Origin of the sequence: Microbacterium sp. NPDC019599 (assembly GCF_040632175.1) — a bacterium.
GTDB lineage: Bacteria > Actinomycetota > Actinomycetes > Actinomycetales > Microbacteriaceae > Microbacterium.
This window is the reverse complement of the sequence record NZ_JBEYBL010000002.1, coordinates 275,042-290,317: the sequence shown is the minus strand read 5'-3', so window position 1 is coordinate 290,317 and position 15,276 is coordinate 275,042. Positions and strand designations below refer to the sequence as shown.

The window sequence follows — 15,276 nt, the reverse complement described above, 5'->3', positions numbered from 1 at the left end:
GATACGCCGCCATGATGTGCGTATGAGCGATCCGACGCCCGATGGACAGCATCCCGACCCGCAGACACCGGATGCCGTCGAGCCCGTGCCGCCCGCGGTTCCGCCCGTGAGTGAGCCCGACGCGGGCGCCGCTCGGCAGGCCCGCCGGTCCCGGACGACCATGTTCGTGCTCATCGGGATCGTGGTGCTCGTGATCATCGTCGCCCTCGTCGCCGTCTTCGCACGAAGCGGCCCGACGGCGTACGACGAGAGCACGCCCGAGGGGGTCGTGCAGCGCTACTCGCAGGCGGTCGTGGACGGCGACGACGAGACGGCGCTGACGTATCTGCTCCCTGTGATCGCGGACGACTGCGAGCACCAGTCGACCGGCACGCAGGACATGCGCGTGACGCTCGTCAAGACCACCGGTGACGAGGACCGCACGCGCGTCGAGGTGCTGATCGCGACCGTGTACGGCGACGGGCCCTTCGGCCCGAGCGAGTACGAGAACGAGGGCGTCTTCGAGCTCTCGAAGGTCGGCGGCGACTGGCGGATCTCCACGACGCCGTGGGAGTTCGTGATCTGCCTGCAGACGGAGCCCCGCTGATGGCCGGCGCGGGGCGGGCGCAGACAGCGGTTCGCCGCATCCTCGTCTACGCTATCCTCTACGCGCTCGTCATCATCGCCGGCATCGGGCTCGCGGGACTCCTCGAGCGGGCGCTTGATGCCGGCAGCACCCTCGTCGACGACGACAGCACGGGACTCGCGCTGTCGCTCGCGTTCACCGTCATCGCGGCGCCCCTGGCGGGTCTGCTGTGGTGGTGGCAGCGCCGCCGGTTCGCCGATCCGCAGGAGCGGTCGTCGCTCGTCTGGGCGCTGTACGTCGCGCTCATGTCGACGAACGTGCTCATCGCCGCGACCTCCGGTCTCGCGATCGCCGCGGCCGCCGGCATCGACGGGCGGTGGGATGCCGGCGCCTTCGCGTCGGGCGTCGTGTGGGCCGGCGTGTGGGTGTGGCACCGCTCCATGCGCCGCAGCGCCGTCACCGCGCCCCTGCGCCTGCCGTTCGTCCCCGTCACGCTCGGCGCCGTCTTCGGCCTGGCCGTCGCGACGATCGGCTCGATCGCGGCGCTCGCGGCGCTCATCCGAGCCGCGCTCGCGCAGGCGGGACTCCTGCTCGTCGCATCGCAGCCGTGGTACCTCGCCGCCCTGCAGGCCCTCGTGTGGGCGGTCATCGGCGCCGTCGTGTGGTGGTGGCACTGGTCCGCGGAGCGCGGCAGAACGGCCCCGGGAGCGTTCGCTCCCGTCGCGCTCGTCATCGTCGTCGGCGCCGCGGCGGCGACGGCTCTCTTCGGCGCAGGTGCGACCCTCTTCGTCGTCCTGCGTCTGCTGTTCGACGACGACCCGTTCGCCGAGGTGACCGCGTCGCTCGATGTCTGGCTCGCAGCCGCCCTCATCGGCGGGATCGTGTGGGCGTATCACTCGCAGGTCGTCGTATGGCGCTCGGAAGCAGTCCGGCGCGGCGCCCGGCTCGTCGTCTCGGCCGTCGCTCTCATCGGGGCGGCGAGCGGCTTCGGCGTGGTGGTCAACGCGCTGCTCGCGTCTCTCTCCGCGAACCTCGTCGAGGACGACCCGCGCACGATCCTGCTCGGCGGCCTGAGCGCCATGATCATCGGGGTGCCTGCCTGGTGGCTCGCGTGGCAGCCGACGCGCGCGACCACGGCCGACGAGGCGGCCGACCGCGCTCGCCGCGTGTACCTCGTGACGATCTTCGGGGCGAGCGCCATCGTCGCGATCGTCTCGCTGCTGATCATCGGCTTCCGCGTGTTCGAGTTCGCACTCGGTTCAGGCGGCACCGACGGACTCGTCGAGCGCATCCGCGCGCCCTTCGGCCTCCTGGCCGCGACCGCCGTCGTGTTCGGCTACCACTTCGCTCTCTGGCGCCGTGACCGGGCGATCGCGCGACCGGCAGTATCCGTCCCCGCGGTGGGTCGTGTCATCCTCGTCGCGGAATCGGGGGCGGACGAGCTCGTGCGGGGGATCCGCGCGGCGACCGGAGCCCCCGTGTCGGTGTGGTCCGCGGCCGGCGACGACCGCACGGCCGAGCTCGGCGACCTCCACCTGCCCGCCGCCCTCGAGGCCATCCGCGGGCTCGCGGCTCCGCGGCTCCTCGTCCTCGGCGAGGCGGGCGGGGGAGTGCGCGCCGTTCCCTTGGAGGAGGGTGCGGCGCGAGCGTCCGCCGCGAGCGGGTAGACTGTCGGAAGCTCTCCGCGAGGCGGCATCCAGGCCAACTCCCCCAGGACGGAAACGTAGCAAGGGTAACCAGGCTCTGCCGGGTTCGCGGAGAGTCTTACTTTGTGCGGGGCATGTCGGATGCCGGCGGCAGCGTTGCCGCCGGCCGCGAGATCAGCGCCGGAACGGGCCGTCCAGCACCGCCCACTGCAGCAGCATGATCGTCTTCGCGTCCTGGATGCGCCCGTCGCGGATCCACGCGAGCGCCTCGTCGATGTCGAGCTCGACGAGTTCGATGTCCTCGCCTTCGTGAACGAGCCCGCCGCGATCCTGGAGGCGGGCGGAGGCCTCGTACGGCGCCGCGAAGAAGTGCAGGCGCTCCGTGACCGAGCCCGGGCTCATGTAGACGTCGAAGACGTGCTCGATGTCGCCGATGTCGACGCCCGTCTCCTCCTGCGCCTCGCGCCGGATCGCCGTCTCGGGGTCGTCGTCGTCGAGGAGCCCCGCGGCCGTCTCCACCAGCATCCCGTCCGGGTGGTCGTTGACGTAGACGGGGTAGCGGAACTGCCGTGTCAGCAGCACGGTCCGCCGGCCGCCGTCGTAGAGCAGCACCGTCGCGCCGTTTCCGCGATCGTAGGTCTCGCGCTGCTGCGTGGACCACTCGCCCGACGCGTCGCGGTACTCGAGCGTCGTGCGCCGCAGCACGTGCCACGCCGACGCGAGCACCTCGACATCCGTCACCCGCACGTCGGGATTGCGCGACAGATCGCGTCCCGTCCGGTCCAGGCCAGTGCGGCCGCGATGGTCGGGAACGTCGATGCCGGGAGTCGGGGACATGGCCGCGAGCCTACCGACCGCCCCGTCCGCACCTTTTGTCTCGACGGCGTATTTCCCACGGGAAGCGGCCTGGCCGCAGCATCCCGGCCGCCCATAGGCTGGCCGATGTGGCGCAGAGCATCTTCATCACGTCGGCAGAAGGTCACTCGGGCAAGTCCACGATCGCGCTGGGCGTGCTGGACGCATTGAGTCATGCGACGCCGCGCGTCGGGGTCTTCCGGCCCATCGCGCGGTCGACCGTCGAGCGCGACTACGTGCTCGAGATGCTGCTCGACCACGACGGCGTCGATCTCGACTACGAGCTGTGCGTGGGAGTGAGCTACGACGACGTCCGGCACGATCCGGATGCCGCCCTCGCGACGATCGTCCAGCGCTACAAGGCCGTCGAATCCCAGTGCGACGCCGTCGTCATCGTCGGCAGCGACTACACCGATGTGGGCAGCCCGACGGAGCTCGGCTACAACGCGCGCGTCGCGGCGAACCTGGGCGCTCCCGTGCTCCTCGTGCTCAACGGCCGCCCTGGCCAGGGCGAGCAGCTCGGCACGTCGGCCCCCCGCACGCCCGCCGAGATCGGGCAGGTGGCCGCACTGTCGCTGGCCGAGCTCGCGCACGGCCGCGCGGGCCTGTTCGCCGTCGTCGTCAACCGCGCAGATCCTGACAGCCTGTCCGAGACGGTCGCGGCGGTCCGCGAGGTCGTGGATTCCGCGCACGCGCCCGAGCGGGCGACGGCCGACGGGTCCGTCGGCGTATGGGCGCTGCCGGAGGACCGCTTCCTCGTGGCGCCGTCCGTCCGCGACGCCATGCGCAGCGTGGGCGGCACGCTCGTCAAGGGCGACGCGGAGCTGCTGCACCGCGAAGTGCTCGAGGTCGTCATCGCCGGCATGTCGCTCGTCAACGTGCTGCCGCGCCTCGTCGACAACGCGCTCCTGATCATCCCGGCCGACCGCGTCGAGGTGCTGCTCGCGGCCCTCCTCGCACAGCGGTCCGGCACGTTCCCCTCCGTCTCGGGGATCGTCCTGAACGGCCCGTTCCCGCTGCCGGACGACATCGACCGGCTCATCGACGGCCTCGGGCCCACTCTCCCGATCGTCGCGACCGACCTCGGCACGTACGACGTGATCGTGCGGGTCATGGGGACGCGGGGCCGCCTGGCCGCCGATTCGCAGCGGCGCTACGACACGGCCCTCGCGCTCTTCGAGAACAACGTGGACACGGAGGCCCTCGTCCGGTCGCTGGGCCTGGCGCGGTCGACGGTCGTGACGCCCCTCATGTTCGAGTACGCGCTCATGGAGCGCGCCCGCGCCGACCGCAAGCACATCGTGCTTCCGGAGGGCGACGACGACCGCATCCTGCGCGCCGCAGCGAGCGTGCTGGCGCGCGGCATCGCGGACCTCACGATCCTCGGCGAGGAGATCGAGGTGCGCAGCCGCGCCCTCGAGCTGGGCCTCGACCTCAAGGCCGCGAACATCCTGAGCCCCTTCGACGCCGTCCACGTCGACAAGTTCGCGCGCGAGTACGAGCGCCTGCGGGGGCACAAGGGGGTCACCTACTCGCAGGCCGCCGACACGGTCACGGACGTGTCGTACTTCGGCACGCTCATGGTCCACCTGGGGCTCGCGGACGGCATGGTGTCGGGTGCGGCGCACACGACGGCGCACACGATCCGTCCGTCCTTCGAGATCATCAAGACCAAGCCGGGGGTCTCGGTGGTGTCGAGCGTCTTCCTCATGGCGCTCGCCGACCGCGTCCTCGTCTACGGCGACTGCGCCGTCATCCCGGATCCCACGGCGACGCAGCTCGCCGACATCGCGGTGTCGTCAGCGGCCACGGCCACGCAGTTCGGCATCGAGCCGCGTGTCGCGATGCTGTCGTACTCGACGGGGGAGTCAGGGTCGGGCGCCGATGTCGACAAGGTCCGCGAGGCCACGTCGCTCGTGCGGGAGCGCGCGCCCGAGCTGCTCGTCGAGGGCCCCATCCAGTACGACGCGGCGGCCGACGCCGCCGTCGCGAAGGCGAAGATGCCGGACTCGGCCGTCGCAGGCCGCGCGACGGTCTTCGTCTTCCCCGATCTGAACACGGGCAACAACACCTACAAGGCGGTGCAGCGCTCCGCCGGCGCAGTGGCGATCGGGCCCGTCCTGCAGGGCCTCAACAAGCCGATCAACGACCTGTCCCGCGGCGCGCTCGTGGACGACATCATCAACACGATCGCCATCACGGCGATCCAGGCCCAGGGCGGGGGAGCAACGGCATGAGCGCGATCCCGGTCGTTGAGCGAGCGAAGCGAGACGAAACGCAGGGGACCGACGAGTTGCCGAGTGCTCGGGCGTTTCGTCTCGTCGCTTCGCTCCTCGCTCAACGACCGGAGAGACGTGAGCGGCTGAGTCTCGGACACGGAGAGAAGGGGTTCGCGGCATGAGCGTCGTGCTGGTCGTCAACAGCGGTTCGTCCTCGTTCAAATACCAGCTGATCGACATGGATGCCGAGGCCGTCCTCGCCTCCGGGCTCGTGGAGCGGATCGGCGAGGCCGTCGGGGAGTCCCGCCACACCGTGTTCTTCTCGGCGGAGGAGGGCGTGCCCGCCCCTGCCGTCCGCGATGCGAAGTACACGCGGGAGCTGCCGATCCCCGACCACACGGCGGGCTTCCGGGTCATGCTCGACGCCTTCGCCGAGCACGGTCCGTCGCTCGAACAGCGGCCGCCGGTCGCGGTGGGGCATCGCGTCGTGCACGGCGGCGCGCGCTTCTTCGAGCCGACCCTCATCACGCCCCTCGTCGAGATCAACATCGACGAGCTGTCCGTCCTCGCGCCCCTGCACAATCCCGGCGCGCTGCAGGGGATCAAGGCCGCCAAGGCGGACTTCCCCGACCTCCCGCACGTCGCGATCTTCGACACGGCGTTCCACCAGACGCTGCCGCCCGCGGCCTACACGTACGCGATCGATCGCGAGCTCGCCGAGGCGCACCGCATCCGCCGCTACGGCTTCCACGGCACGTCGCACAAGTTCGTCTCGGAGGCCGCGGCGGCCTTCCTCGGCCGGCCACTGGGCGAGCTCAAGCAGATCGTCTTCCACCTCGGGAACGGGGCATCCGTCACCGCGATCGACGGCGGACGCTCCGTCGACACCTCGATGGGCATGACGCCCCTCGAGGGGCTCGTCATGGGCACGCGCTCGGGTGACATCGATCCGGCCGTGCTGTTCCACCTCGCGCGTCGCGCGGGCCTGTCGATCGATGACCTCGACACGCTCCTCAACAAGCGCAGCGGCATCCTGGGGCTCGCGGGCGTCTCCGACATGCGTGACATCGAGCAGGGACTCGAGAGGGGGGATGCCGCGGCCACCCTGGCCTTCGAGGTCTACCTGCACCGGCTGCGCTCCTACGCGGGCGCCTACCTCGCCGAGCTCGGCGGCGCCGACGTCATCTCGTTCACGGCGGGCGTCGGCGAGAACTCGTCGCTCGTCCGGGCCGGAGCGCTGGAGTCCCTCGGCTTCGCGGGGATCGAGATCGACCCCGAGCGCAACGAGGCGCGGGGACGCGGCATCCGGATCATCTCGACGGATGCGTCCCGCGTGACGGTCCTCGTCGTCCCCACGAACGAGGAGCTCGAGATCGCGCGCCAGACTCTGAGCGTCGCCGGAGCGTGAGCCAGGCCGTCACGCATCCGTAACGCGTGCGCCCTTCGGCTCTCGGAGGCGGCGGACTACGCTTGCAGGACGGCGCGATACGAGCCGCCTGTCCGACGACCCGAGGCCCTCGCGAGGAGGTTCTGTGCCCGTTGACGCTCTGCCCGATCTGACCGGCTACGACGCCGTGCTGTTCGACCTGGACGGCGTCCTGACGCCGACCGCCGAAGTGCACATGCATGCGTGGCAGACGATGTTCGAGGAGCTGTTCGCCGCGTGGGGCATAGAACCCGCGTACTCGGAGCGCGACTACTTCGAGTACCTGGACGGCAAGAAGCGGTACGACGGCGTGGCGAGCCTGCTGCACAGCCGCGACGTCGAGGTGCCATGGGGCACGCCCGCCGACGAGCCCCAGACCGACACCGTGTGCGGGATCGGCAACCGCAAGAACCTCGTCTTCTCGCGCGTGCTGCGCAGCGACGGCATCGACCCGTATCCGGGCTCGATCGCGCTCCTGGACGCGCTCGCCGCCGCCGGCACGCCCGTCGCCGTCGTGTCGAGCTCGAAGAACGCCGAAGAAGTGCTGCAGGTCGCCGGCATCCGCGAACGCTTCCCGGTCGTGATGGACGGCGTCATCGCCGAACGCGACCACCTCGCCTCCAAGCCCGCACCGGATGTCTTCGTCGAGGCTGCGCGGATGCTGGAGGTCGAGCCCGCCCGTGCCGTCGCAGTGGAGGACGCCTTGAGCGGCGTGAAGTCCGCCGTCGCGGGAGGCTTCGGCCTCGTCGTGGGCGTCGACCGCGGGGTCGGCGCGGAGGCCCTGCGCGCTGCCGGCGCTCACATCGTCGTCGAGGACCTGGAGGAGCTCGTCTCATGATCGATCGCGACCGGTTCCCCGTCGACCCCTGGCGGCTCGTCGAGAAGGAGTTCGCGCTCTCCGAAGCCGGAGTGACCGAGACGCTCTTCGCCGTCGGCAACGGCTACCTCGGCCTCCGCGGCAACATGCCCGAAGGACGCCATGCGCACGAGCACGGCACCTTCATCAACGGCTTCCACGAGACGTTCCCCATCCGCCACGCCGAGCAGGCGTACGGCTTCGCCGAAGTCGGGCAGACGATCATCAACGCGCCCGACGCCAAGATCATGCGCGTGTACGTCGACGACGAGCCGCTGTCGTTCGACGTGGCGGATGTGCGCGACTACGAGCGCACGCTCGACATGCGCGATGGCGTCCTGCGCCGCGGCCTCACGTGGGCCACACCCTCGGGCAAGGAGGTGCGGATCGACTTCGAGCGGATGGTGTCGTTCGAGGAGAAGCACCTCGCGATCATGCGCGTCGACGTCACGGTGCTCAACGCCGACGCCCCTGTCACGATCAACTGCCAGCTCATCAACCGGCAGGACGGCGAGGACGTCTACGGCGGCTCGCCGCTGCCGTCGAGGAAGGCCGGATTCGACCCGCGCAAGACGGAGAAGTTCCAGGAGCGCGTCCTGCAGCCGCAGGAGTACTGGCAGGACGAGCTGCGCTCGGCCCTGTCGTATCGCGTCACCGAGTCGGGGATGACTCTCGGGGTCGTCGCCGACCACGTCATCGAGACGGCCAACGAGTACTCGGCGCGGCGCCTCATCGAGGCCGACATCGCGAAGAACGTCTTCCGCGTGCAGGCCAAGGCGGGCGTGCCGATCCGCGTGACGAAGCTCGTGAGCTACCACACGTCGCGCGGCGTGCCCGCGCGCGAGCTCGTCGACCGCTGCCGACGCACGCTCGACCGTGCGCTCATGGTCGGGGTCGACGCGCTGTTCCGTCAGCAGCGGCTGTGGCTCGACGGCTTCTGGGAGCGCTCGGACGTGCGCATCGCCGGCCATGACGCCCTCCAGCAGGCGACGCGCTGGTGCCTCTTCCAGCTCGCGCAGGCCGCGAGCCGCGCCGACGGCCAGGGCGTGCCCGCCAAGGGCGTGTCCGGCTCCGGCTACAGCGGGCACTACTTCTGGGACACCGAGATCTACGTCCTGCCGTTCCTCATGTACACGACGCCGCAGTGGGCGAAGAACGCGCTGCGCATGCGGTACCTCATGCTGCCCGCCGCGCGGCGCCGCGCCTTCCAGCTGAACGAGGCAGGCGCGCTCTTCCCGTGGCGGACGATCAACGGCGAGGAGGCCTCCGCCTACTACGCGGCGGGCACGGCGCAGTACCACATCAACGCCGACGTCAGCTTCGCGCTCGCGAAGTACGTCAGGGCGACGGGCGACGTCGAGTTCCTCTATCGCGAAGGCATCGACATCGCCGTCGAGACGGCGCGCCTCTGGACCACACTGGGCTTCTGGCGCACGAGCGACGACGAGGTGGAGTCGTTCCACATCCACGGCGTGACGGGCCCGGACGAGTACACGACGGTCGTCAACGACAACCTCTTCACCAACGTCATGGCGCGCTTCAACCTGCGGTTCGCGGCACGGGTCGCGCGGCTCATGGCCGACGACGACCCAGAGGCGTACCGCATGATGGTGGACCGCCTCGCGCTGGATCCGGAAGAGCCCGAGGCGTGGGAGCGGGCCGCGGAGGCGATGCACATCCCGTACAGCGCGGCCCTCGGCATCCATCCGCAGGATGCTGTCTTCCTCGAGCGCGAGATCTGGGACCTCGAGCACACGCCGGCCGACAAGAGGCCGCTCCTGCTGCACTTCCACCCGCTCGTCATCTACCGGTACCAGGTGCTCAAGCAGGCGGATGTCGTGCTCGCGCTCTTCCTGCAGGGCAACCACTTCACGGCCGACGAGAAGCTCGCCGACTTCGAGTACTACGACCCGCTGACGACGGGCGACTCGACGCTGTCGTCCGTCGTGCAGGCGATCCTCGCAGCCGAGGTGGGGTACCAGGACCTCGCGCTGGAGTACTTCCTGCAGTCGGCGTTCGTGGACCTCGGCGACCTGCACCACAATGCGGCCGACGGCGTGCACGTGGCCTCGGCAGGCGGCGTGTGGACGGCGCTCACGTCGGGCTTCGGCGGCATGCGCGACCACTTCGGCAAGCTGACGTTCGACCCTCGGCTCCCGGCCGCGTGGGACGAGCTCGCGTTCGCGCTGCAGTGGCACGGTACGCACCTCGACATCGAGATCACGCGCAGCGAGCTGCGGGTGTCGGCGAAGGGCGACCGGCCGGTGGAGTTCGGCGTCCGCGGAGACGCGTTCGTCGTCGCCCCCGGCGACACGGTCTCCGTGCCGCTCGCCGACCAGGGCCCCGTCATCCCGGGGCGGCCCACGATCCGCCAGCTCGAGGACGTCCGTCGCGAGGACGGCACGCTGCTGTCGGCATCCGTCCCCGCCGTCACGTCGGCGATCCCCATCATCGGCGACGGGCAGCTGTCGGATGAGCCCGTCGACGCGTGATCGGGGCCGACCGTGATGCGATGTGCAGAGCCCGCCGAAGTGTCGGAGGCACGCCCTAGGCTGGTCGGGTGACCACAGCCCTCTACCGCCGTTACCGTCCTGAGGCGTTCGGCGAGATGATCGGGCAGTCGCAGGTGACCGAGCCGCTCATGACGGCTCTGCGCAGCGACCGGGTCGGTCACGCGTATCTGTTCTCAGGTCCGCGCGGCTGCGGCAAGACGACGTCGGCGCGCATCCTCGCGCGCTGCCTCAACTGCGCCGAGGGGCCGACCGACACCCCGTGCGGAAAGTGCGACAGCTGCGTGGAGCTCGGTCGCGGCGGCGGCGGTTCGCTCGACGTCGTCGAGATCGACGCGGCCTCGCACAACGGCGTCGACGACGCGCGCGACCTGCGCGAGCGCGCGATCTTCGCCCCGGCGCGCGACCGGTTCAAGATCTTCATCCTCGACGAGGCGCACATGGTGACGCCGCAGGGCTTCAACGCGCTGCTCAAGCTCGTCGAGGAGCCGCCCGACCACGTCAAGTTCATCTTCGCGACGACCGAGCCCGAGAAGGTCATCGGCACGATCCGCTCTCGCACCCACCACTATCCGTTCCGGCTCGTGCCTCCCGGCGCGATGCTCGCGTACGTCGAAGAGCTCTGCGAGACCGAGGGCGTGACGATCGAGTCGGGCGTCCTGCCACTGGTCGTACGCGCCGGCGGCGGGTCGCCGCGAGACACGCTGTCGCTCCTCGACCAGCTCATCGCCGGCTCCGAGGGCTCGGTCGTGACGTATCAGCGTGCCGTCGCCCTCCTCGGGTACACGCACGCCGAGCTGCTCGATGAGGTCGTCGACGCCTTCGCCGCGACGGATGCCTCGGCCGCCTTCGCCGCCGTCGACCGCGTCGTCCAGACCGGGCAGGACCCCCGGCGCTTCGTCGACGACCTCCTCGAGCGGCTGCGCGACCTCATCGTCGTGAGCGCGACGGGGTCCGGTGCCGCGGCCGTCCTCCGCGGCGTCTCGGCCGAGGAGCTGGAGCGGATGACGCGCCAGGCCGCCGCGTTCGGCACGGCGCGCCTCTCGCACACCGCCGACCTCGTGATCGCGACCCTCGACGACATGACGGGCGCGACCTCGCCGCGGCTGCAGCTCGAGCTCATGGTCGCGCGCGTGCTCACCGCGACGGGGGTGGCGGCGGCTGCGCCGATCGCCCCCGCGGTTCCGGCTGCTGCGGTCCCGGCCGCGCCGGTGGCCGTCGCTCCTGCCACGGTCCCCGAGCCTGTCGACGCGTCGAACCCGGTGCGCGCGGCGGCCACGACTCCGGGCTCCTCGGTGGCTCGAGCCACGGTCCCCGAGCCTGTCGAGGGGTCGAACGCCGTCCCTGCCCCGACTTCGGCCCCGGCTGCTTCCGCCCCCAGCCGGGCTCCCGCCGCGCCCGAGCCCGTCCCGACCGGCCCCGTCACGCTCGAGCGCCTGCGCGAGGCGTGGCCGGGCATCCTGGCCCGTCTCGAGACGATCAGCCGCTCGTCGTGGATGCTCGCGACCAACGCGACGGTCGTCGACTTCGACGACGACGACGTGCTCACGCTCGCGTTCGGGAGCCAGAGCGATGTCGCGAAGTTCAAGCAGCTCTCCGCAGGTGCGGGGCCCAGCGAAGACCTGCGCGGCGCGATCCAGGCCGTGCTCGGCGTCCGGGTCAAGTACCGTGCGAAGCACGACTCCTCCCGAGACCGCGGCGATGGGGGAGCGCCCGCCGCTCGAGGCGACGCCCCGAGGCCGCCCCGCCCCGAGCGCGCACCCGAGCGGCAGAGCGCGCCGGCGCGCGCGTCTGCGGCTCCCGTGACGGAGTGGGCGGTCGCGCCGATTCCGGATGCTGCTCCCGCGCCCGACCCCGGGCCCGAGGCATCCGCGTCGACGTCCGCCGTCGCCCAGTTCGCGATCGACGACGAGCCCGAGGACGCCGCGACCGAGGCGGCGCGCCTGCGCACCGCGACCCTCGCCCCTGCGCGGGAGGGCGACGTCCTGCCCTCGACCGACGTCGAGCCGTCGATCGAGCCGGAGGACGACGACGAGGACGAGCCCGAGGTCGGGGCATCCGCCGACGCGCCCGTGCCGCCCGTCATCGCGCCGCCGCTCTCGGCGTCGCCGCGCGACGCCGACCGGCGCCCGCAGACCGCGTCGCGCCCCGGCCAGCCCCAGCGGTACGGCGAAGCAGTCGTGCGCCAGGTGCTCGGCGCGGCGTTCGTCCGTGAAGAGCCCTACGAGCCGCCCACGAGGTTCAGCTAGCCCATGTACGACGGCATCGTCCAGGACCTCATCGATGAGTTCGGGCGGCTTCCGGGCATCGGCCCGAAGTCCGCCCAGCGCATCACGTTCCACATCCTGCAGACCCCGAACTTCGACGTCTCGCGGCTCGCGCAGCTGCTCGCCGAGGTGCGCGAGAAGGTGCGCTTCTGCGAGATCTGCGGCAACGTCTCGGAGCAGGAGCGCTGCGCCATCTGCCGCGACCCCCGGCGCAACGAGACGCTCATCTGCGTCGTCGAGGACGCGAAGGATGTCGCGGCGATCGAGCGCACGCGCGAGTTCCGCGGTCTCTACCACGTGCTCGGCGGCGCGATCAGCCCCATCGCGGGCATCGGGCCCGACGACCTCCGCATCGCGCAGCTGATGAAGCGACTCGCCGACGGGACGGTGCAGGAGGTCATCCTCGCGACGAACCCCAACCTCGAGGGCGAGGCCACGGCGACCTACCTCAGCCGGCTGCTGCACACGCTCGAGATCACCGTGACGCGGCTCGCGTCGGGGCTTCCCGTCGGCGGCGACCTCGAGTACGCCGACGAAGTCACGCTCGGCCGCGCGTTCGAGGGGCGCCGCACGCTGTGAACGCCGCCTCGACGCGGTTCAGCACCCGTGGCTGGGTGCTGTTCGCCGTCATGTCGCTCGTGTGGGGCGTGCCGTATCTCTTCATCAAAGAGGCGGTCGACTCCTACTCGCCGGCGGCGGTCGTCGCGGGCAGGACCCTCATCGGCGCCCTGATCCTGCTCCCGATCGCGCTGCACCGGCGCGCGCTCGGGCCCGCGCTCAAGCTCTGGCCATGGGTGCTCGCGTTCGGCGCGATCGAGATGGCCGGCCCGTTCCTGCTGCTCGGGCACGCCGAGCAGACCCTTCCGTCCGGTCTCACGGGACTCCTCGTCGCGACCGTCCCGCTCTTCGCCGCCGTCATCGCGTTCACGCGTGGCGACAAGGGCGTCCTCCGTCCGGCGCGGGCGGGCGGGCTGCTGATCGGGTTCGGGGGCGTCGCGGTCATCGTGGCAGGCCCCGGGCTCGCAGCGGGCGACTCGGCGAGTCTCCTCGCGGTCGGCGAACTCCTGCTCGTCGCGCTCTGCTACGCCATCGCGCCCTTCATCGTCGCGACGAAGCTCAAGGACGTGCCCTCGCTCGGCACCATCACGCTGTCCCTCTTCGCGGTCGGCCTCTTCTACCTGCCGATCGGCTTCCTGACGCAGCACGAGACGCCGACCGCGCGCAGCACGGTCTCGCTCGTCGCGCTCGGCGTCGTCTGCACGGCGATCGCCTTCATCGCGTTCTTCGCGCTCATCGCCGAGGTCGGCCCTGCCCGCGCGCCGCTGTTCACCTACGTCAATCCCGTCGTCGCGATCCTCCTCGGCACGATCCTGCTCGGCGAGGAGCTGAGTGCGGGCCTGCTCATCGGGTTCCCGCTCGTGATCCTGGGCTGCTGGCTCGCCGCGACGGGCGGGGTGGTCCCACGCCGCGCACGCCGCGGCCCCGAGCCTCTCGGCGAGGCCGACCTCTCGTAGACCGACGCCGGCACGGCATCCGGTCACATGGTCGGGCCGGCATGAGCCCGTCCGTAAGATGGACCGTTGGGCGCGGCATCCGTTCGCCCTCCGCCGTCGATCGACCGGCGGCGCATCCTTGGGAGTTCTGAACGTGGCGCTGATCGTCCAGAAGTACGGCGGTTCGTCCGTCGCCGACGCGGAGAGCATCAAGCGGGTCGCGAAGCGCATCGTCGACACGCGCCGCGCGGGCAACGACGTCGTCGTCGCCGTGAGCGCGATGGGCGACACGACCGACGAACTGCTCGACCTGGCGGCCCAGGTCGCGCCGATCCCCGCGCCCCGCGAGCTCGACATGCTGCTCTCGAGCGGAGAGCGCATCTCGATGGCGCTCCTCGCGATGGCGATTCACTCGATGGGCTTCGAGGCCCGCTCGTTCACGGGCAGCCAGGCCGGCATGATCACGACAGCCGACCACGGCTCGGCCCGCATCGTCGACGTGACGCCTGTACGCCTGCGCGAGGCGCTCGATGAAGGCGCCATCGTCATCGTCGCCGGCTTCCAGGGCTTCAACCGCGACACGCGCGACATCACGACCCTCGGCCGCGGCGGCACCGACACGACCGCCGTCGCGCTCGCGGCGGCGCTCGACGCCGACGCGTGCGAGATCTACAGCGACGTCGACGGCATCTTCACGGCCGACCCCCGCGTCGTACCGAAGGCGCGCAAGCTCAAGACGGTCACGAGCGAAGAGATGCTCGAGCTCTCGGCGAACGGCGCGAAGGTGCTGTACATCCGCGCTGTCGAGTACGCGCGCCGCCATGGCGTGCTCATCCACGCCCGCTCGACGTTCAGCCCGAACGTCGGAACCTATGTGCTGGGCCCGGGGATGAGCCTCCCCGACGGCGAAGGAGAAGAGATGGAAGAGCCGATCGTCGCGGGTGTCGCGACCGACCTGGGCCAGGCGAAGATCACGGTCATCGGCGTTCCCGATGTGCCGGGCAAGGCCGCCGAGATCTTCAAGATCGTCGCCAAGTCCGGTGCCAACGTCGACATGATCGTCCAGAACGTGTCGGCCGCGACCACGGGCCGCACCGACATCTCGTTCACGCTCCCCAAGGGCGACGCGGCGACGGCGCTCAAGGCGCTCGCCGGCGACCAGACCGAGGTCGGCTTCGAGAGCCTCGTCCACGACGACCAGATCGGCAAGCTCTCGGTCGTCGGCGCCGGGATGCGCACGCACTCGGGCGTCTCGGCGACGCTCTTCGAGGCGCTGTCGATCGCGGGCATCAACATCGAGATGATCTCGACGTCCGAGATCCGCATCTCGGTCGTCGTGCGCGGGGACGACCTCGCCGAGGCCGCCCGCGTCGTGCACCGCGCCTACGACCTCGACGGCGACATCGACGCGACGGTCCACGCCGGCTCGGGTCGCTGAC

11 protein-coding genes and 1 other RNA gene are annotated in these 15,276 nt (G+C 71.0%); 11 read left to right on the top strand and 1 reads right to left on the bottom strand.

All coding sequences use genetic code 11. The features are described from left to right. Positions 1-22 precede the first annotated feature (22 nt). The 3 genes from ABZ477_RS04705 (at position 23) to ffs (ending at position 2,335) form a co-directional block, all read left to right on the top strand. Positions 23-586: a hypothetical protein gene (locus ABZ477_RS04705; protein WP_360128626.1), complete on the top strand. Its 564-nt coding sequence runs from the start codon at positions 23-25 to the stop codon at positions 584-586. Continuing rightward, a complete protein-coding gene (locus tag ABZ477_RS04700; protein WP_360128623.1) occupies positions 586-2,232 on the top strand; it encodes a DUF5671 domain-containing protein in 1,647 nt (548 codons plus the stop codon). The genes ABZ477_RS04705 and ABZ477_RS04700 overlap by 1 nt, the downstream gene beginning before the upstream one ends. Before the next feature lie 6 nt (positions 2,233-2,238). Further along, positions 2,239-2,335, top strand: an RNA gene (ffs, locus tag ABZ477_RS04695) — signal recognition particle sRNA small type. A 50-nt stretch (positions 2,336-2,385) separates the two neighbouring features. On the opposite strand, the gene ABZ477_RS04690 is transcribed toward ffs, so the two are convergent. Next, positions 2,386-3,048 (bottom strand): NUDIX domain-containing protein, encoded by a 663-nt coding sequence (locus ABZ477_RS04690; RefSeq protein ID WP_360128620.1) that lies wholly within the window; start codon positions 3,046-3,048, stop codon positions 2,386-2,388. Between the two features lie 107 nt (positions 3,049-3,155). Here ABZ477_RS04690 and pta point away from each other — a divergent pair, with 107 nt between their 5' ends. The 8 genes from pta (at position 3,156) to ABZ477_RS04650 (ending at position 15,275) form a co-directional block, all read left to right on the top strand. After that, a complete protein-coding gene (gene pta / locus ABZ477_RS04685; RefSeq protein ID WP_360128617.1) occupies positions 3,156-5,303 on the top strand; it encodes a phosphate acetyltransferase in 2,148 nt (715 codons plus the stop codon). A gap of 160 nt (positions 5,304-5,463) precedes the next feature. Beyond that, positions 5,464-6,693, top strand: a complete 1,230-nt coding sequence (locus ABZ477_RS04680) for an acetate kinase (RefSeq protein ID WP_360128614.1) — start codon at positions 5,464-5,466, stop codon at positions 6,691-6,693. 124 nt (positions 6,694-6,817) lie between these two features. Continuing rightward, positions 6,818-7,549, top strand: a complete 732-nt coding sequence (locus ABZ477_RS04675; RefSeq protein WP_360128611.1) for a beta-phosphoglucomutase family hydrolase — start codon at positions 6,818-6,820, stop codon at positions 7,547-7,549. Next, positions 7,546-10,059, top strand: coding sequence for a glycosyl hydrolase family 65 protein (locus ABZ477_RS04670; protein WP_360128608.1), 2,514 nt, complete (start codon positions 7,546-7,548; stop codon positions 10,057-10,059). The genes ABZ477_RS04675 and ABZ477_RS04670 overlap by 4 nt, the downstream gene beginning before the upstream one ends. A 68-nt stretch (positions 10,060-10,127) precedes the next feature. Further along, complete coding sequence (locus ABZ477_RS04665) at positions 10,128-12,326, top strand: DNA polymerase III subunit gamma and tau (protein ID WP_360128606.1); 2,199 nt, start codon at positions 10,128-10,130, stop codon at positions 12,324-12,326. A 3-nt stretch (positions 12,327-12,329) separates the two neighbouring features. Continuing rightward, complete coding sequence (gene recR, locus ABZ477_RS04660; protein WP_360128603.1) at positions 12,330-12,923, top strand: recombination mediator RecR; 594 nt, start codon at positions 12,330-12,332, stop codon at positions 12,921-12,923. After that, on the top strand, positions 12,920-13,858 hold the full coding sequence (locus tag ABZ477_RS04655; protein ID WP_360128600.1) for a DMT family transporter: 939 nt from the start codon (positions 12,920-12,922) through the stop codon (positions 13,856-13,858). Before recR ends, ABZ477_RS04655 begins: the two co-directional genes overlap by 4 nt. A gap of 133 nt (positions 13,859-13,991) precedes the next feature. Beyond that, positions 13,992-15,275 carry an aspartate kinase gene (locus ABZ477_RS04650; RefSeq protein WP_360128597.1) on the top strand — a complete coding sequence of 428 codons (1,284 nt, stop codon included), beginning with the start codon at positions 13,992-13,994 and terminating at the stop codon, positions 15,273-15,275. The last annotated feature ends 1 nt before the right edge of the window (position 15,276 follow it).

What these genes read in the sequence shown, in the direction of transcription:
- ABZ477_RS04705 (WP_360128626.1), top strand. Translation starts at nt 23, where the DNA reads ATGAGCGATCCGACGCCCGATGGACAGCATCCCGACCCGCAGACACCG.
- ABZ477_RS04700 (WP_360128623.1), top strand. Translation starts at nt 586, where the DNA reads ATGGCCGGCGCGGGGCGGGCGCAGACAGCGGTTCGCCGCATCCTCGTC.
- ABZ477_RS04690 (WP_360128620.1), bottom strand. Translation starts at nt 3,048, where the DNA reads ATGTCCCCGACTCCCGGCATCGACGTTCCCGACCATCGCGGCCGCACT.
- ABZ477_RS04680 (WP_360128614.1), top strand. Translation starts at nt 5,464, where the DNA reads ATGAGCGTCGTGCTGGTCGTCAACAGCGGTTCGTCCTCGTTCAAATAC.
- ABZ477_RS04670 (WP_360128608.1), top strand. Translation starts at nt 7,546, where the DNA reads ATGATCGATCGCGACCGGTTCCCCGTCGACCCCTGGCGGCTCGTCGAG.
- recR (WP_360128603.1), top strand. Translation starts at nt 12,330, where the DNA reads ATGTACGACGGCATCGTCCAGGACCTCATCGATGAGTTCGGGCGGCTT.